Here is an 18,294-nt window from a genome sequence, read left to right as displayed (position 1 = left end):
TCTCATTGGCTGAATCTGACAGGGATTTTTATTGAAAAGTCTGTCCTCTACATTTTCAAACAATCATTCCTTACAATAAACTCGCCATCGATAAATATATTAAAAACTAATCTCAATCGTTTTTCCTGAATAATTTATCCGTTTTGTCGGCAAAGAATGTGAAATAAAAAAATACTCAATACAGAGTACTACTGATCCGTTAACAAAATTTAGACAGTTCCTCAATATCATGAACAAAATTTTAAACAAATTACAAGAAACTCATATACAGACAAAAAGCTCTTTTATCAAAGGAAAAGTAACAACATCTGAAAATAAAATTTGTCTGAAATAATTTTGAGATTTAAGAATTAGTGCTACCTTTGCACAGCATTACGAAAGCAACTCATGCTGCTTAAGGAAGGATGGGTGAGTGGCTGAAACCAACAGTTTGCTAAACTGTCGTACTCGTAAGGGTACCGGGGGTTCGAATCCCCCTCCTTCCGCCATACAAAAGCCTGTAAATTGAATTTACAGGCTTTTGTATTAAAACGACATTCAATATTTCTCAACTAAACAAAAAATCAATATTTTTGTAAACAAACCATCGAAACGATATTGAAAGGCAATACCCAAAACCGGATAGATAAATTCTTAAAGGATATAGGCATTTATGCGATAGGCAATTTAGGATCAAAGCTGATCACATTTATGCTTGTGCCGCTATATACACACTATATTACGAATACAGATGAATTCGGATATTATGATATTTGCCTTACCGTAATCTTTCTTTTTATCCCGTTCGTGACATTGCAATTAAGGGACGGCGCTTTCCGATTCCTTCTTGATTGCAATACAAAAAGAGACAAAGCTCAAATAGTATCCTTCGTATATCGCACGCTAATCACATCCATATCGATCTCCGCAACAATAGCCTTAATTATTTCATTTTTCATAAAAGTCGAATATTTATGGTATTCTTTATTATTACTATGTGTAATGTCCTTTTATGAGGTAATTACGCAAGTGACACGAGGATTAGGATACACAAAAGTTTTTGTTACTACCGGAATTATTTCATCCTTTTGCATAGGAATTTTCAGTATCCTATTTGTCGTATTACTAAATATGGGAATCACAGGAATATTTCTCGCCAATATTCTTGCACGTATAGTAGCCCTTATTTATATAGAGATGAGAATAAAGATTATAGCAAACTATTTTCATTTTAACATAAAAAACCGTGCGTTGAAACGTGATATACTGAAATATTCTCTTCCGTTATTACCCGGAGTGATATGCTGGTGGCTTACCGGAAGCAGCGACCGTTTTTTTATCGAACACTATTTAGGATTAAGTTATAACGGAATATATGCAGTAGCACTGCGTTTCACGTCTATATTGCAAACTTTAGTAACAATTTTCTATCAAGCATGGCAAGAAACCGCTATCCGTCAATATGAAAGCAAAGATCGGAATAAATTCTTTTCCGACATGTTCAATGGCTATATATATATACTTTCGATCATCTTACTACTTTACTCATTTGGTCTTAAACTAAACTATTTCTGGCTTATCGACAAAAGTTATCAAGAGAGTGTGAACTACATATATCTCATGGGGGTTTCAACCATGCTTTTCGCAATAGCGGCATTTCTTGATATGGGCTACCAATGTGCACGTGATACAGCACGCACACTACCTGCTATCATATTAGCGTCAATTGTAAATGTTGTTATGAATTACTTCATGGTACAAAAATTCGGCATATATGGAGTAATAACAACATCGATAGTAACATACGGAGTACTTTTAGCATATCGTCTTCACGACATGAGACGCTACTTTAAGCTAAAATTATATCGACTGACATGGATTCCGATTTTCATAACCGTAATAAGCTCAATTGCTTTCCATATATGCAATATATGGTGGCAAGATATTATTTATGTTACAATCATGTTATCTCTATTAATTATAGCTATTCCTAAAAAACTTCTAAACAAAATATCTCAGAAACTACACCACTTCACATAACCTGCCTGTAGAATTATACATTAGAGATAGCTTTTATTTTAGTTTTAACAAAGCGATTTGCTTTAATAAAAAAATTACAAAATACCGGATAACGAAGCAACATCTTTAATACTCGTGTCTTAACAGGAAAATCCGAAGAATCACAATGAAGAACTTGCTTTACCCAATCATCATTTTTATCGACACGTGATAAATAAAATGCTAATCTGTCGATCTCCATAATACGGACCGATTTCTCATACTTCTCATATAGACCTCTATTCTCTAAATCGGTTCGAATAATTTCAAAATATTGTTTCCAAAGAATCTGATTACTAAGCTTTCCTGTTATCGACAACGATGTATCGATACAATAATATTTATAAACAATATCATTAAATATTCCGGCCTGATTTACATATTTCGAAAGTTTGATATTCATCAATACATCTTCACTCGGAAGTTTAATATTGCTATCAGTAAACACATCATCATGCCAAATATCGCGACGAGTCATAGAGAAACAACCGCATATAGATCTTAAATCCAAAATATAGGATAAAAACTCTTCTCCCGACAGAATCTTTTCAAAAGGATGGTAAACCGGATATTGCTTTTGAGATAAAATCCTCATATAAGCACCATAAGCAATATCGAGATTGTTATCTATACAATGATGATACAATGTTTCTACAGCCGTCGAAAGTATTTCGTCATCAGAATCCACAAAAAACAAATAGTTTGCAATAGAAATCCTTATTCCTGTACGTCGTGCTTCAGCAGCTCCCATATTTTTTTGATGAAAAACTCTTATTCGGGAATCTTTATGTGTATATGCATCTGCAATCTGACCGGAATTATCAGAAGAACCATCATCGACAAGTATAATTTCAATATTTTCCAATGTCTGAGCAATTACACTATCAACACAACGTGATAAATACCTTTCTGTATTATAAACAGGAATTATAACTGCAACGTCAGGTTTTCTCATAAATTCATTTTTTTTTCGGATAAACAAATATAATCAAATAATAAATAACCATCAATATTTTCTAAACTCCACAAACATTACCTATTCTTTTTATCCATAACAAAGAACTCTTTTTATAAAATTCTTACTTTTGATCTGATTATTCTCATATATGATAAAAATATAAAATTCTCAATCTATGGAGTCATATATCTTTGGTCAACTGATTTCCGGAATCAACTTTAATGAAACTCCTCTCTGCAACGAATATGAACAATGCATTTTTAAGAATTGCATATTTCATAATTGTGACCTATCCCATAAAATTTTCAGAGAATGCAAATTCGAAAGCTGCGACCTCAGCTTATCCAAAATGAACAATACGACTTTAAGCGAAATAGACTTTCTCGGATGTAAGATTCTGGGAGTTCAATTCAATGAGTGCCGTCGTTTTCTCCTTTCGTTCAGATTCGAAAACTGTTCATTGCGACTATCTGTTTTTTATAATCTCAAGTTAAAAGAAGCTTGTTTCAATAAATGTGATCTGCAAGAAGCCGATTTCACCGAAACAGATTTAACCAACGCATCTTTTCAGGAGTGCAACTTATACAGGGCAATATTCGATCACGCAAATTTGGAGAAAGCCGACTTCCGCACATCAAATTACTATTCCATCAATCCAGAAACAAACCGATTAAAAGGCGCTCGTTTTTCCCTCAACGGACTTCCAGGATTATTAGAGCGATACGGAATTATAATCGAATAACCCTACCAATTAAGTGTCTTGTTTAAATTTTATGGAAATGTTTTCTTTTTCCAATCCACTCCACTTGTAATAAAATGCTTTTTTGACTCTCTCCCCTAATTATAATCAATTCTCACCCCCTCTGTCTCAATCATCATTATTTATCTCCAGATAAAAATTTGAACAAACTCTAAAAAAAACAGAGATTTTACTTTTGGTAAAATCCCTGTTTTTTCTATACAATATATGCCTTATGCAAGGAATCCCAACAAAATACCGGCTGCAACAGCAGAACCTATAACTCCCGCAACATTAGGTCCCATAGCATGCATCAACAAATAGTTAGTCGGATCATATTCCAACCCTACTACCTGAGATATACGTGCCGAATCGGGCACAGCCGATACTCCGGAATTTCCGATCAACGGATTGATCTTATTTCCTTTTTTCAAAAACAGATTAAAAAACTTAACAAATAAAATTCCGGCAGCCGTAGCAATTACAAATGACAAAGCACCTAAAGCGAATATTTTCACAGAGTCCATCGTCAAGAACTGCGATGCCTGAGTCGAAGCACCTACCGTAACACCCAGCAAAATCGTAATGACATCGATTAGCGGTCCACGTGCTGTTTCGGCAAGACGACGAGTTACTCCACTCTCTTTCAATAAATTTCCGAAGAATAGCATTCCCAACAAAGGAAGGCCCGAAGGCACTAAGAAACAAGTCAACAGCAAACCTGCAATAGGGAAAATTATCTTCTCCGTCTGAGATACGACACGAGGAGGTTTCATCCGGATAAGCCTTTCCTTTTTAGTCGTCAGCAAACGCATAATAGGAGGCTGTATCACCGGGACTAATGCCATATAGGAATAGGCTGAAATAGCGATAGCACCCATAAGGTTAGGAGCAAGTTTCGAAGACAAGAAAATTGCAGTAGGTCCGTCAGCCCCGCCGATAATACCGATCGCCCCTGCCTGATTGGGCTCAAACCCCATCATCAACGCAATTGCATAAGCTCCGAAAATACCGAATTGAGCAGCAGCTCCTATAAGCATAAGTTTAGGATTCGATATCAAAGCCGAAAAGTCGGTCATTGCACCGATTCCCAAAAAGATCAAAGGAGGATACCATCCCTGCACCACACCTTGATAAAGGATATTCAACACCGAGCCTTCTTCATAAATCCCCACCTGCAATCCGGCATCTTTAAAAGGAATATTTCCGATCAAAATACCGAAACCGATAGGAATAAGCAACATCGGTTCAAACTCTTTTGCAATAGCCAGATAAATAAAAAGGATACCGCAAAGAATCATTATCAGGTTTCCCATCTCAAAATTGGCAAACCCGGTATAAGTGAAAAACTCCTGAATATTCTCACTTAAGAATGCTAAAAATTCCCCACCCATACGCTTATCCTATAATCAGAATATCCGCACCTTCGAGTACAGAATCTCCTTTGTTTACTTTTATTTCAGTTACTTTTCCATCCCGATCGGCATTAATGACATTCTCCATTTTCATAGCTTCAAGAATCGCCACTTTCTGACCGCGTTTTACCGTGTCTCCAACCTTAACCGATATTTCGAGAATAACACCGGGCAGCGGAGTGCGGACAGCACCTGCCGTTGTAGAAGCTACCGGGCGGCTCACCACCGGCTCTCCGGTAGGAGTCACAGGAGCAGCTTGCGGACGAGTCAACGGTTTTATTTGTTTTTTTGCAGGTTTATCCAATTGCACTTTATAAGGAGTTCCATTTACCTCCACTTCGGCAACAGACTCATCTACACTATTAATACTTACCTTATAAAGATTACCGTTTATTTTATATTTAAAATCTTTCATGTGTATAAAATTTCTGAGTTATTTTTTTGTAGGTAATTCACGCAAGCCGTAGATCTTAGAGTTCCACGGAGAATAACGGCGCGTAACATGCTTCATCGTCAGAATAGTTTCTTCATAATCATGTTCTGCCTCCATATACTCATATAAAGCCAACGATATCACAGCCAAAACTTCTCCCGGGATATCTGCTTCTTCTTTAGCACTCTTCAAATCTCCTCCTTTAGCTTTCATTGCCCGTTTGGCGCTCATCCAAACGGCCGTACGACCAATCTGCTTAAATACCAAATATAAAAGTATCAAAGCGAGAAATACAACAGACATCGCCGTCAATGACATAGCAACGCCATCCGGATCTTTTTCTGCAAATTTATCTACTTTCGGATTGCTATTTTCTACATAGTTTGCCGCATCAGGTGTAGGATGCGGAAGTATTTTCAATTCCCTGCTCCCATCTACCGGAGCACCATAGCTCTCATCAGGTCCTAGAGGAGGAACAATGACCTCATCGATCAGATTCTTACCACTTGCATCGAACAGACCGATATAATTTTCTTTATTCGGCTCTAATACGAAATTCGTATGAAATGCTCCATGATGGGTCAGATTATCCGCCCACAAAAGAACACGCTGACGAGGTCCTATCTTTGTCTTAAGATCTCCTTTAGAGATCATGTATTTTTTCGGGTTACTCTTATCATTAGTAATATAACAACCCGCCATCTGCACTGTCCCGGCAGAAGAATTATAAATCTCAATCCAAGCTCCCCGATTACCAAAAGGATCGACATAATTGCTTACATTATTCGTCAACACCTCGTTGATCCGCAAAGCTGAAGTCGATTGCGCTGTTACAGTACACACAGAAGCCAAAACCAGCAGCAATACTCCTATACTACGTTTTACCATACTTCTCAAATTTTTAAGAGTTACTACAATGGCAGATTATCGTGTTTCTTTGCCGGATTAGTCAACTTTTTCGTCTGTAATTGCTGCAAGGCACGAATAATACGGAAACGGGTATTGCGCGGCTCGATCACATCGTCGATATAACCGTAACGGGCTGCATTATAAGGATTAGCAAAAACTTTTTTATATTCAGCCTCTTTTTCAGCAGCCGTAGCAGCAGGATTCTCCGAAGCTGCTACTTCCTTAGCAAATATCACTTCTACTGCTCCGGACGGACCCATAACGGCAATTTCAGCAGTCGGCCATGCATAATTGACATCCCCCCGCAAATGTTTAGAACTCATCACACAATAAGCTCCTCCATAAGATTTACGTAATGTAACGGTCACTTTAGGTACGGTAGCCTCACCATACGCATATAATAACTTAGCACCATGTAAAATTACTCCGCCATACTCCTGTCCCGTTCCCGGCAAGAATCCCGGAACATCTACCAAAGTTACTAAAGGTATATTGAAAGCATCGCAGAAACGCACAAAACGGGCGGCCTTCCGAGAAGCATTTATATCAAGTACTCCGGCCATCTTATTGGGCTGATTAGCAATAATACCTACCGACTGGCCGTTAAAACGAGCAAAACCTACAATAATGTTTTGTGCATAATCTTTATGCACTTCAAGGAACTCGCCATTATCGATAATCGCTCCGATTACTTCATACATGTCATAAGCACGATTCGGCTCATCCGGTATAATATCATTTAACGAATCTTCAAGGCGATCTATCGGATCTTCACAATCTACCAACGGCGGTTCTTCCATATTATTCTGAGGCAAGAAACTCATCAGATGCCGGATCAACTTCAATCCGTCTTCTTCCGTATCTACCGCAAAATGTGCCACTCCCGATTTTGTAGCATGCACACTTGCCCCGCCTAACTGCTCTTGAGTCACATCTTCACCCGTAACAGTCTTTACGACTTTCGGTCCGGTAAGAAACATGTAACTAGTACCACGGGTCATAATATTAAAATCGGTAAGAGCGGGAGAATATACCGATCCTCCGGCACATGGTCCGAATATACCTGAGATTTGAGGGATGACCCCAGATGCCAAAATATTCCGCTGAAATATTTCGGCATATCCAGCCAAAGCATTAACCCCTTCTTGAATACGAGCACCACCGGAATCATTGATCCCGATTACCGGTGCACCCATCTTCATGGCCTGATCCATAATCTTACATATCTTCATAGCAAAAGTTTCGGAAAGAGAACCTCCGAACACGGTAAAGTCCTGAGCAAAAACATACACCAGACGTCCGGCAATCGTTCCCGTTCCGGTCACTACGCCATCGCCCAAATAGCTTTCTTTGTCAATTCCGAAATTTACGCTTCTATGCCGCACAAACATATCTATTTCTTCAAAAGAGCCCTCGTCCAGTAGCATAGAAATACGTTCGCGAGCCGTATATTTACCTTTCTTATGTTGAGATTCGATACGTCTCTCTCCCCCTCCTAAACGAGCCTGTTCCCGCAAAGCGATCAGCTCTTTCACTTTTTCAAGTTGATTACTCATGGTAATGGATTTATTGTTTATTTTTTATTTGGATCTTCACACAATTCGGTCAATACGCTGCAAGTCGATTTCGGATGCAAAAACGCTATATTCAACCCTTCCGCTCCTTTACGAGGAGCTTTATCGATAAGTCTCACTCCCTTGCTTTCCACTTCGGCTAAAGCATCGGCCACGCCATCTACGGCAAATGCGATATGATGAATGCCCTCTCCCCGTTTCTCGATAAACTTCGCAATCGTACTATCTTCACTAGTAGGCTCTAACAATTCTATTTTAGTCTGGCCGACTTTAAAAAAAGCAGTTTTTACTTTCTGATCGGCAACCTCTTCTACCGAATAACATTTTAAACCTAAAACTCCTTCATAATAGGGAAGAGCTTCTTCAATACTTTTCACAGCAATCCCCAAATGTTCGATATGTGTCAAATTCATAATATAAAAATTTAATTAGTCAATTTAATCAATATAAATAAGAATAAAGAAACCGGGTTTCCAGAACGAAATCCCGGACCATTCCCGACAAATATAAAAGAATAAACCCATATAAAGAAATATTTCCATAAATAAATACGGTTACAAATCTATACAAAACCGACTTTCTCTTATTTTCAATACGTCCAAGACTTCTTTCCGATTCCACCGACTTCAGAAAAGCGTTTATCCGTTAATCTCAATCTCGTGATTTAAAACATTTCCATATCAGTTCCGTCCGACATATCGTAAATGATTTTCACGACAAATACCAAATTAAAAAACAGGCTGTTCCGGTGTAAACTATTTCTTTCCGAATTTGTTAGAAATCTATCCGGTCAACCCTGATGAAAGAATGAATATAGAATTTATTTTTTACTTAAATTCTGCCAATTCGACAGAAAAATATGACAAATATTTGGTAAAATAGCCGTACAAACTGACAAAAAAATGGAAACATAAACTCATTTTTTCTGGCACATGATTTGATACACTACTTGTGCTACCGTTTAAAAGGTACGGATAAATCAATACTCCGATCAGACAAACGATACAAATTAAAATCAAGAATATAAACAATTAAAAAAATAATTACGATGGGAAAAATTATTGGAATAGACTTAGGAACAACCAACTCTTGTGTTTCCGTTATGGAAGGTTCAGAACCGGTTGTTATTGCGAACAGCGAAGGTCGTAGAACGACTCCTTCTATTGTTGCATTCGTAGACGGAGGTGAACGTAAAGTCGGAGACCCGGCAAAACGTCAGGCGATCACCAACCCTACACGTACGATTTTCTCCATTAAACGTTTCATGGGAGAAACTTATGATCAAGTAGCTTCCGAAATAGCTCGTGTTCCTTATAAGGTTGTCAAAAGCGAAAACAATACTCCGAGAATCGATATTGACGGACGTCTTTATTCTCCTCAGGAAATTTCGGCTATGATTCTTCAGAAAATGAAAAAAACAGCCGAAGACTATTTAGGCCAGGAAGTAAACGAAGCCGTTATTACCGTTCCGGCATATTTTAACGATGCTCAACGTCAAGCGACTAAAGAAGCCGGAGAAATCGCCGGATTGAACGTAAGACGTATTGTAAACGAGCCGACTGCCGCAGCTTTGGCATACGGGCTCGATAAAGCTAATAAAGACATGAAGATCGCCGTATTCGACTTAGGTGGAGGTACATTCGATATTTCTATCCTCGAATTAGGAGACGGTGTATTTGAAGTAAAATCCACAAACGGTGACACTCACCTTGGGGGTGATGACTTCGACCATGTTATCATCGACTGGCTTGCTGATGAGTTCCAGAAAGAAGAAGGCGTAGATTTACGCAAAGATCCGATGGCTTTACAACGTCTGAAAGAGGCTGCTGAAAAAGCGAAAATCGAACTATCGAGTACGACTTCTACTGAGATAAACTTGCCGTATATTATGCCTGTGAACGGAGTGCCCAAACACTTGGTGAAAACTCTAACCCGTGCTAAATTCGAACAACTGGCAGACAAATTGATTCAGGCGACTATCGAACCTTGTCGTCAGGCTTTGAAAGATGCAGGATTAAGTGCTTCTGATATAAATGAAGTAATCCTTGTCGGTGGTTCTACTCGTATTCCGGCAGTACAGGCTATCGTCGAAAAATTCTTCGGCAAAGCTCCTTCAAAAGGTGTAAATCCCGATGAAGTCGTTGCTGTCGGTGCTGCTATTCAAGGTGCTGTATTGACAGGAGATGTCAAAGATGTATTGTTGTTGGATGTTACCCCGCTTTCTTTAGGTATCGAGACTCTCGGTGGCGTCATGACGAAATTAATCGATGCGAATACGACTATTCCGACACGTAAATCGGAAGTATTCTCTACCGCCGTAGATAATCAGCCTTCTGTAGAAATACATGTACTGCAAGGTGAACGTCCTATGGCAAAAGATAACAAAACAATCGGACGTTTCCATCTCGATGGAATCCCCGCTGCTATGCGTGGTGTTCCTCAAATCGAAGTAACATTCGATATCGATGCCAACGGTATATTGAACGTATCTGCAAAAGATAAAGGAACCGGTAAAGAACAAAGCATCCGTATCGAAGCTTCAAGCGGTTTGACAGAAGAAGAAATCAAACGGATGAAAGAAGAGGCTGCAGCAAATGCCGATGCTGATGCTAAAGAAAAAGAACGTATCGACAAATTGAACCATGCAGATTCTCTGATCTTCCAAACTGAAAAACAGTTGAGTGAAATGGGTGATAAAATACCGGCTGACAAAAAGTCTGCTATCGAAAGTGCTCTTTCTAAATTGAAAGAAGCTCACAAAGCACAAGACATGGTCGGCATAGATTCGGCAACAACCGAATTAAACACTGCCCTTCAATCGGCAGCCCAAGATTTGTATAATGCTCAACAAGGAGGAGCACAGCAACAGGCTGGCGCTCAACAGCAGCAACAATCAGCTCCGAACAATGACAACAACGGTGATCACGTAACCGATGTTGACTTTGAGGAAGTCAAATAAACTGCAATAAAAGACAGTAACAATAAATAGTAAAAAGCGTGCAGCTCAATGAGCTGCACGCTTTTTGCGTTTATGGGGTTCATGGTTGCTATGCCTTTGATACTAATACAGATCCTTATTACTTCCGATGGCTTCATCTACAAACAGTAATATTTCTCCCTCAAAAGTCGTATTTCACAATTAAAATATGAATATAAACAAGATAACAGAACTATAGATATTGTCTATCGATGTTCAAGAGTTTATTAAAGCCATTTTGAAGGATGTAGTAAATGGTGAGATCAGGCTTTATTGCAATAAAATGAAATGCCCTTTTATTGAACTTTATATCTCCCAATTCTCTAAAAAAATCCATTGTAAATTTCCACATTCAATTAACTGTTTAACAACTATTCCTGTAAACAGGATACATCAATCAACCGACAACAAGCTTCCAAAAAGCTCTTAAAAAAATCATACTACAAAATATAAAGCAAATCGGTAATAAAATTGTGTATCTAATCTTTTTACATTACATTTGTCAGAATTTTATAATTCATAGTTCCACAAAAACGAATATTTATTAAGTTAGAATTAATGCCGTTTATGAAACAAAAGCTTCGTTACCGTGAACTTTTCCGCTTCATTGTCACCGGTACGATCATTACGGTCATACATTATAGCATTTATTTAGCACTAAGCAATTTTCTCTCTTTAAACATTGCTTATACTACCGGATTCATTATCAGTTTTGTCTGTAACTTCTTATTATCGAACTACTACACATTCAAAACCAAACCTTCGGTTAAAAACGCAATCCGATTTTGCGGAAGTCATGTCATTAACTATCTGTTGCAAATATCTTGTTTCAATTTATTCATATTTCTCGGTGTACCCAAAGCGTATGCCCCTATGCCTGTTTGGATTGTCATTCTTCCGATCAATTTTTTACTGGTACGTATGGCTCTGAAGCCATCTTTCAAATGGATAAAAAAGATTCACCCTCATAAAAACAGATAAATATCTCTGGAAATTAATTTCACTTTCAACGATTTGACGGCTGTTGTAAGTGTAGAATAGGAAAAGGTTTACCTGAAGAATCATATTCATCTCGTCCTATGGCTTCATACCCCATATGCAAATAAAATTGATAAGCCTGTTCGTTATCTTCATTCACATCTACTTTATAGATATTACATTTGTTGATCGCATAATCCACTAATCCTTTGCCATAACCATTTCCTTGCTCTTCAGGCAGTACAAACAACATTTCTAACATATCATCACTTAACCCCATAAAAGCGACAATTTGTCTGATTTCATTTCGTATTACAAAAAGTTCAACTGCCGGAAAATATTGATTTCGAATTAACGGTCGGAAATATTCTATATCTTCTTCTTTTAAGAAATGATGAGAACTACGTACAGACTTTTCCCATACTATCAACAACTCATCTAAAATTTCATCTGATAAATATTGTAATTTTTCTATTTCCATTTTTGAATGTATAATCGATTAAAATAGGCTATAAAGTTACAAAAAAGCACTATTTATCGTTTATGAAGAACAGAGCTTTTTTGTATTTCTGCGTAATGAGTATATTACAATTTTATTCTTTCGTTTTTCCATTGCGCAGAAAAACGATGAAATCTACTACACCCTCTCATAGAGTATAATGAACCGATGACCGGACTTCTGTGCAATTTGGCTACAATAAGGTTTTCTATGCCTTAATACAAAAAAAGCGTAACGAAAGCTATTTATGCTAATTCATTACGCTTTTCTCAAATTTATTTTTGCGATGTATTATTTTAAAAGCCCATCCAAATCCGATAATATATCCGGACTTTTTGGCTCTATTCTTCTCGAAATAATAATTAAGGGACCATTACTTTAACAGCATTAACACCGACTTTTACAACATATACACCCGCCGACAAAGAACTACATATCGTACTATTGCTCTTTATCAATTTACCGTTCAGGTCATAAAAGGAAACCGGGCTGTCATCCGATACTTCAACTTGTATAGTGCCGGTTTGTACCATAACTTTAAAATTCATAGTGTCGGACTTCGCTTCAGAAATACCTCCGGTATTATGAACCGTATAATAATATGTATGTACATATTGGTCCATATATTCGAACCCGTCAAAAACATCTTCTTTTATAGATGCGATATCGTCATTTTCATTATAGGTAGTGGTTTCTTTCTTTTTCCCTTCCCAATTATTGTCAAACGTACTCCACTGATAAGTAGTTTTTTCAATTTCCTGATCTTTATCATTAAAAACATATTCAGATTTTAAAGTTCCCATTTTCACACCACTCGAATAAGTATAATAAGCAGTCATATTTTTCCGTCCCTGATCATCATATCCATACCCCGTTTCGGAAAAATCTTTCAAACTACCATCATCCTCAACTGTCCAAATGTGAACAAGAGTCATATTCCCAATATTATCATATTGATTCTCTGACTTTTTAGAGACTTTCCAATTATCATTTTCCCACTCATACCCTAAATAACCAAGTATATCTCCTTTTGTATTCAAAGTATATTCGATTTTCGAAGAGCCTTCCCATTTTTTTAAAGTTTCATCATAATCCCAATACTCTATAAGTGTCAAATTATCGGAATCGTCAAACGCTCTGATTGTTTTACTAGACGGTATCCATTCCCCATTTTCACAATTTTCATATAACTCAAGAGAAGCATCTTTCAGTCTTTCATTACTATATTCAAAAGTTTTTCGGCTACTTTTTTCCGTCCATTCTTCTGAAGCACTTTTATCGAAGGATTCTTCCAATATTACACGTCCTTGATCGTCATAGGCATAAACATACATCAATTTATCCGTATAAGGTTGCACAGTTCCATCTCTATAACCGCCACTTGCCATCAACTTAGTATGAATACTCCCATTATCATAATAAGTATAGGTATATCCACTATTCGCATACCATTCCCCTTCGGTATCGGCATTCGGTTGAAAGTAGCTCCAACTTTTTTCCTTATAAAGTTTCCCATCTGCAGAATATTCATTTTCTTCCCGAGAAGAACCTCTCCATCCGGGATACTTTGAAGTGCGCGGGTATGTCCATTTCTCACGAAAGACCATATTCCCCTGCGCATCATAGCGATAAAAGGTACTATCCTGTTTCAGACTGCTTCCCGTATTATCCCATTTGATATATTTCACAATCTGCTGTTTCTCGTCATAAGTATATTTTTCCGATTTCCACAAATCGTTATACGCGTCTCTGGTCATGATGCTGTCCAGAGTCACCACCTGCCCGTCGGCATACAAACTATACGCACAGAGGGCAAACAAAGCAATTAGTAAATTCTTTTTCATACACTGTCAATTTTTACGGTCGGGCAGAAAATTTCTTTTTTGCCCGACCTGATTAATCTTCTATTTTTTTACATCCTATATTTATAAAGAATTTTTACAGGCTTATCGACAATTCCTTCGTAACTCTTCACCAAATTTTGGGTCGCAAAATCGTAAATATACAGGCTTCCTTTTTTCCCTGATCTGGCAGGGTTATAAGTACCTACATAGAGATAGTTCTCATCATAACTACGTCCCAAAGTCGTTATTTCTTCCCCTGCAGGAGGAGTAATAGCAGGCTTCGAATTTATTGTCGGAATACGGGATGCGTAATCCCAACGATAAACCTTGTTGTCATAATTATAGTACATCTGCGCCGATCTCCGTGTGGTAATCATTACCGAATTTTCATCCATAGCCATAGGTTCTGTTTCAGCATAATCCAATCGTTTGGCATATTGAGTAAAAGTACTGGACATCTTGTGCAATACAATATTGTTATCGGACTTGCGACGAGTAATTACCCATAATTCTCTTGAACCTCTTCTTCTGAAAACCATGTTTACGATTTTGTAATCGGTCAATGACGATCCGTTTGCAACCGATGTACTATCGATCTTAGCATAGCTTGGAGCATAAATTACCGATTCTTTATAGAAGAAATGATAATGATCGTCATCAAATGTGCCATAATAAGCTTTTTCGACCCCTAAATTTCTCGAATCCGTACGAAGCGCAACATCATTTGTCAACAGGTCATACCGGTAAATGGCTCCGTCCGTTCCGTTCATCATCGTATATCGGCCACTGGCAGACGAAGAAAATCCGGCAAAATTGAGGCATTTTACACCGGGATAAAGTTCCTCGACTTTTAAAACTTTCTTCAATTCAAAATTCCGGGGATCCATGCTGATAATCGAGCCTTTGTCATCGGCCGAAGAAACGACCAGATCGGGATAGTTACCTTCTGAATTCTTATTGGCGATATAAAGATCGACGCCTTTTGTTATCTCAATACCCGGATTTATCATCCCGACAATATCTTCATATATTTCCTGCGCTCCTTCTTCTTCCTCTTCCGGAGTTCGGGTTTTAATGAATGTCAGCAAACTATGATCCTGATCATCGGTATTCAAGATCAAGATTCCTTCGTCCAACCCCGAATTGACATTTAAAGTATAGAATTTAAAGACAATAGACTCGCCGTTATCTATCTTCAACCGCATAATATAATTGCCGACACGAGTAAACGTATATCTTATGTTAGGATCTGTCGAGATTACTTTCAGATCACCTTTTATAGGATATACAGCCGAAGAAGACGGGTTCGGAGTGCCATAAGCCCATTCATATTTTACCGTTTGGTCATTTGCACTGGATACCTGAGCATCAAAAACCAATTCGATCCCCAAATCGGCATTAATCACATCGGTAGGATTACCGATTGTCAATTCTGCCAACGGAGTCAGTTCTTGCTCTTCCACACCGTAACATCCTGTCAACAACAGCAGTATCAAAAAACATATATTAATTTTCCGCATAAGAAAAATATTTTACAATTAAATAATATCATCTGTACAACGCAACCGGATCACGCCAAAACTCACCTTGATTGCCGGACTCGGCAAAAGGACAATCATTCGGAATAGGGTTCGCCTTATAATGCTCATACAACGGGATCAGAACATACTTAGCCCAGACAGCAGGATTGTCTTTTTGATAAAATCCGGCCGTAATACCCTCTTTATCCAGATATTTGCCATACTTACTTACAGCTTCTTCATAAAATTCAGGTTGTGTTTCTTCCATATCCCAATAATATTCAAGCATCAGCCTGAATTTTTCCGGGAAAAACTTACCGATATACATTTGCCACCCTTCAATGAGTCCCGTACCTGTACCTCCGTTGTTCCACCATGTCGGAAGAGGCACATCTCCATCGGATATAAAGAACCGATAATAATCTCCGTATAACGGTATAAAATTTTCATTCGTACCGATTTCCATCAACACACTTCGATAGGTATTTTGCATCTCCGGAATGCGATGCAATGTAAATACGATTTTTCCCATGATAGAATCTGCTGGTATAATCAAATTTCCCATATCGAAATCTTTTCCCAATTCGGCTGTTTCGACAGGATAGCTGACACCTCCCGCCTTTATCGTAGTCATTGTATCTTGTTTTAATGTCACTACAAATTCCCGGTCATAATTGCAAGGCATCCCCATCAGTTTTACCGGGACTTCATAGGTTATCTCATCCTCAGCTTCAAAAACAAACGAACATACCGGAGCATCGGCCGATGCTGTTTTTACAAAGTACACAGTACCCGGCTGAGAAACATCATACATAAGACCCGTATTCTGACAAGAGCTGAACAGCAAAAGCAACGACAGCAAAAAACTCCCGACTATTCCTGTTTCATATTTTTTTAATCTGTCCATATCTTTACTCAATATTATAATGAATTTACTCATAATTATCACGCAAATCCTCATCATTCGGGATCAACATTTTATAGTTTTTATCTAAACGACCGTCCAGAACATTCGACTCGCTGATCTGAATATCTTTCTTCAAACGCTTCATATTGAACCACTGCTGTCCTTCTCCATAAAATTCTTTCCGCCGTTCAATATAAATATCGTCTGCTGTAATTCCGCCCTCGACGCGATCGGCAAATTTGACCATGCCTCGCGATTCGATTACTTTATCAAAATAAGCCGTCGCTTGCTGAGGATCTTTTTCAAGCAACGCCTCTGCCATGATATAATACATCTCCGGAACTCGAATCAAACTTACTCCAAGATATGAATCTCCTGAATATTGTGAATCGGTAGAACCGCTATCAAACATCGAATTGATCATTTTCACACAAGCCGGGCTTACTTCAAGTGTAGAACCGAACCATGCAGATAGACGTAAATCAGAGCCTTCCGGTGTAGGTCCTTGTGTATCACTATACCAATTTTCATAATCAGGATTTAACGTTAACATATCCGTACTACCTGTTTTCCCGAATATCGAATAACAATTTGAAGCATAAGTAGGTGCATAAAGTCCAAAAATCGTCTCTTTCATATTCAATACCCCTCTCTCGAATTGAACAAAATCAGAAGATGTCATCAACGGGAACTTTTGACTGTCGATTACTTTCTTGGCATAAATAGCTGCACTATCCATATCCTGTTTCATCCAATATACTCTAGCCAAAAGAGCTTGTACAGCATAAAGATTCATGTGAATAACCCGACAATCGGTAAAAGAACTGCCGATATTAGTGCGTTCTGCCTGAACCAATTGCCGATCCTCTTCTAAACAAACTTCAGCATCTTTCAAGTCCTTTATCACTTTATTATATACCTCACCTACCGTATAAAATGGAGTGATATCATAGGAGTAACGCGTGACATAAGGTATAGCTTTATTCCAAGCTTCCCTGTCATTAGCATTATAATCCACGGCAAATAGCCTTAGCAAGTCAAAATGCAACATTGCCCGCAGTCCCAAAGCTTCTCCCTTATACAAATTATAATATCTGAACTTTGTCGGACTGATTGCTTCCAAATTCTGTATTATATTATTTACATAACCGATAGCCTGATAAGATTTTTTCCATGTAGCATTACATAAAGAACGTGCAGAAGCATTCTCAAAATCGGCATGAGCAAGGTAGTCTAAGCCTCCACCACCTTTTGCGGAAAAATTTAAAGACATAGCTTCCGGATAAAGTATAGATATATATTTTCCATAAATCTCATTAGACCGATAAGTCGTATATACCCCATAAAGAGCATCCTCAACACCTTCATCCGTTTCAAAAAGATCTTTATCAAGCACTTCCGCCTTCGGATTAACATCCAAGAAATTTGCACAACTCGCCAACAACAACGGTAATACCGTCACACAAAGCAGGAGTTTGATATATTTTATTGTTTTCATATTCTT

General features: G+C 38.0%; 15 protein-coding genes and 1 tRNA gene. 5 read left to right on the top strand and 11 right to left on the bottom strand.

The window, feature by feature from the left end; all coding sequences use genetic code 11:
* The first annotated feature begins 398 nt into the window (after positions 1–398).
* Together QUE35_RS12665 and QUE35_RS12660 are read left to right on the top strand one after the other, a co-directional pair.
* A tRNA-Ser gene (locus tag QUE35_RS12665) sits at positions 399–488 on the top strand.
* Positions 489–597: 109 nt separating this feature from the next.
* Positions 598–2,019 (top strand): lipopolysaccharide biosynthesis protein, encoded by a 1,422-nt coding sequence (locus QUE35_RS12660; protein ID WP_022601410.1) that lies wholly within the window; start codon positions 598–600, stop codon positions 2,017–2,019.
* Between the two features lie 13 nt (positions 2,020–2,032).
* On the opposite strand, the gene QUE35_RS12655 is transcribed toward QUE35_RS12660, so the two are convergent.
* Positions 2,033–2,992, bottom strand: a complete 960-nt coding sequence (locus QUE35_RS12655; RefSeq protein WP_022601411.1) for a glycosyltransferase family 2 protein — start codon at positions 2,990–2,992, stop codon at positions 2,033–2,035.
* Between the two features lie 178 nt (positions 2,993–3,170).
* Between QUE35_RS12655 and QUE35_RS12650 the strand changes: the two genes are divergently transcribed.
* Positions 3,171–3,737, top strand: a complete 567-nt coding sequence (locus QUE35_RS12650; protein ID WP_022389585.1) for a pentapeptide repeat-containing protein — start codon at positions 3,171–3,173, stop codon at positions 3,735–3,737.
* A 230-nt stretch (positions 3,738–3,967) separates the two neighbouring features.
* Here the strand turns inward: QUE35_RS12650 and QUE35_RS12645 are convergent, their stop codons facing one another.
* From QUE35_RS12645 to mce, 5 genes are read right to left on the bottom strand one after another with little or no spacing between them, the layout of a single operon-like run.
* The gene (locus QUE35_RS12645; protein ID WP_022389584.1) at positions 3,968–5,128 is read right to left on the bottom strand and encodes a sodium ion-translocating decarboxylase subunit beta; all 1,161 of its coding nucleotides are present in this window, start codon (positions 5,126–5,128) and stop codon (positions 3,968–3,970) included.
* Between the two features lie 4 nt (positions 5,129–5,132).
* Positions 5,133–5,564: a biotin/lipoyl-containing protein gene (locus QUE35_RS12640; protein WP_022389583.1), complete on the bottom strand. Its 432-nt coding sequence runs from the start codon at positions 5,562–5,564 to the stop codon at positions 5,133–5,135.
* Positions 5,565–5,582: 18 nt separating this feature from the next.
* The gene (locus QUE35_RS12635; protein WP_022389582.1) at positions 5,583–6,470 is read right to left on the bottom strand and encodes an OadG family transporter subunit; all 888 of its coding nucleotides are present in this window, start codon (positions 6,468–6,470) and stop codon (positions 5,583–5,585) included.
* Positions 6,471–6,493: 23 nt separating this feature from the next.
* Complete coding sequence (locus tag QUE35_RS12630; protein ID WP_022601414.1) at positions 6,494–8,047, bottom strand: acyl-CoA carboxylase subunit beta; 1,554 nt, start codon at positions 8,045–8,047, stop codon at positions 6,494–6,496.
* 17 nt (positions 8,048–8,064) lie between these two features.
* Complete coding sequence (gene mce / locus QUE35_RS12625; protein WP_009317641.1) at positions 8,065–8,478, bottom strand: methylmalonyl-CoA epimerase; 414 nt, start codon at positions 8,476–8,478, stop codon at positions 8,065–8,067.
* 635 nt (positions 8,479–9,113) lie between these two features.
* Here mce and dnaK point away from each other — a divergent pair.
* A complete protein-coding gene (dnaK, locus tag QUE35_RS12620) occupies positions 9,114–11,024 on the top strand; it encodes a molecular chaperone DnaK (RefSeq protein WP_022601418.1) in 1,911 nt (636 codons plus the stop codon).
* 585 nt (positions 11,025–11,609) lie between these two features.
* Complete coding sequence (locus QUE35_RS12615) at positions 11,610–12,023, top strand: GtrA family protein (protein WP_044261709.1); 414 nt, start codon at positions 11,610–11,612, stop codon at positions 12,021–12,023.
* Positions 12,024–12,048: 25 nt separating this feature from the next.
* Here QUE35_RS12615 and QUE35_RS12610 read toward each other — a convergent pair whose 3' ends face one another.
* The 5 genes from QUE35_RS12610 to QUE35_RS12590 form a co-directional block, all read right to left on the bottom strand.
* Complete coding sequence (locus QUE35_RS12610) at positions 12,049–12,501, bottom strand: GNAT family N-acetyltransferase (protein WP_022601422.1); 453 nt, start codon at positions 12,499–12,501, stop codon at positions 12,049–12,051.
* Positions 12,502–12,881: 380 nt separating this feature from the next.
* On the bottom strand, positions 12,882–14,363 hold the full coding sequence (locus tag QUE35_RS12605) for a T9SS type A sorting domain-containing protein (RefSeq protein WP_022601424.1): 1,482 nt from the start codon (positions 14,361–14,363) through the stop codon (positions 12,882–12,884).
* Positions 14,364–14,431: 68 nt separating this feature from the next.
* Positions 14,432–15,883 carry a hypothetical protein gene (locus tag QUE35_RS12600; protein WP_022601426.1) on the bottom strand — a complete coding sequence of 484 codons (1,452 nt, stop codon included), beginning with the start codon at positions 15,881–15,883 and terminating at the stop codon, positions 14,432–14,434.
* A gap of 28 nt (positions 15,884–15,911) precedes the next feature.
* Positions 15,912–16,790, bottom strand: a complete 879-nt coding sequence (locus QUE35_RS12595) for a DUF4843 domain-containing protein (RefSeq protein ID WP_147404896.1) — start codon at positions 16,788–16,790, stop codon at positions 15,912–15,914.
* A 25-nt stretch (positions 16,791–16,815) separates the two neighbouring features.
* Positions 16,816–18,288 (bottom strand): RagB/SusD family nutrient uptake outer membrane protein, encoded by a 1,473-nt coding sequence (locus QUE35_RS12590; RefSeq protein ID WP_022601429.1) that lies wholly within the window; start codon positions 18,286–18,288, stop codon positions 16,816–16,818.
* Positions 18,289–18,294: the final 6 nt, after the last annotated feature.

Origin of the sequence: Coprobacter fastidiosus (assembly GCF_030296935.1) — a bacterium.
Lineage (GTDB): Bacteria > Bacteroidota > Bacteroidia > Bacteroidales > Coprobacteraceae > Coprobacter > Coprobacter fastidiosus.
This window is presented reverse-complemented; position numbering and strand designations above follow the sequence as displayed.

Coding starts and splice junctions, on each gene's coding strand:
- QUE35_RS12595 (WP_147404896.1), bottom strand. CDS start 16,790: ATGGACAGATTAAAAAAATATGAAACAGGAATAGTCGGGAGTTTTTTG.
- QUE35_RS12655 (WP_022601411.1), bottom strand. CDS start 2,992: ATGAGAAAACCTGACGTTGCAGTTATAATTCCTGTTTATAATACAGAA.
- QUE35_RS12645 (WP_022389584.1), bottom strand. CDS start 5,128: ATGGGTGGGGAATTTTTAGCATTCTTAAGTGAGAATATTCAGGAGTTT.
- QUE35_RS12590 (WP_022601429.1), bottom strand. CDS start 18,288: ATGAAAACAATAAAATATATCAAACTCCTGCTTTGTGTGACGGTATTA.
- QUE35_RS12630 (WP_022601414.1), bottom strand. CDS start 8,047: ATGAGTAATCAACTTGAAAAAGTGAAAGAGCTGATCGCTTTGCGGGAA.
- QUE35_RS12610 (WP_022601422.1), bottom strand. CDS start 12,501: ATGGAAATAGAAAAATTACAATATTTATCAGATGAAATTTTAGATGAG.
- mce (WP_009317641.1), bottom strand. CDS start 8,478: ATGAATTTGACACATATCGAACATTTGGGGATTGCTGTGAAAAGTATT.
- dnaK (WP_022601418.1), top strand. CDS start 9,114: ATGGGAAAAATTATTGGAATAGACTTAGGAACAACCAACTCTTGTGTT.
- QUE35_RS12640 (WP_022389583.1), bottom strand. CDS start 5,564: ATGAAAGATTTTAAATATAAAATAAACGGTAATCTTTATAAGGTAAGT.
- QUE35_RS12650 (WP_022389585.1), top strand. CDS start 3,171: ATGGAGTCATATATCTTTGGTCAACTGATTTCCGGAATCAACTTTAAT.
- QUE35_RS12615 (WP_044261709.1), top strand. CDS start 11,610: ATGAAACAAAAGCTTCGTTACCGTGAACTTTTCCGCTTCATTGTCACC.
- QUE35_RS12600 (WP_022601426.1), bottom strand. CDS start 15,883: ATGCGGAAAATTAATATATGTTTTTTGATACTGCTGTTGTTGACAGGA.
- QUE35_RS12605 (WP_022601424.1), bottom strand. CDS start 14,363: ATGAAAAAGAATTTACTAATTGCTTTGTTTGCCCTCTGTGCGTATAGT.
- QUE35_RS12635 (WP_022389582.1), bottom strand. CDS start 6,470: ATGGTAAAACGTAGTATAGGAGTATTGCTGCTGGTTTTGGCTTCTGTG.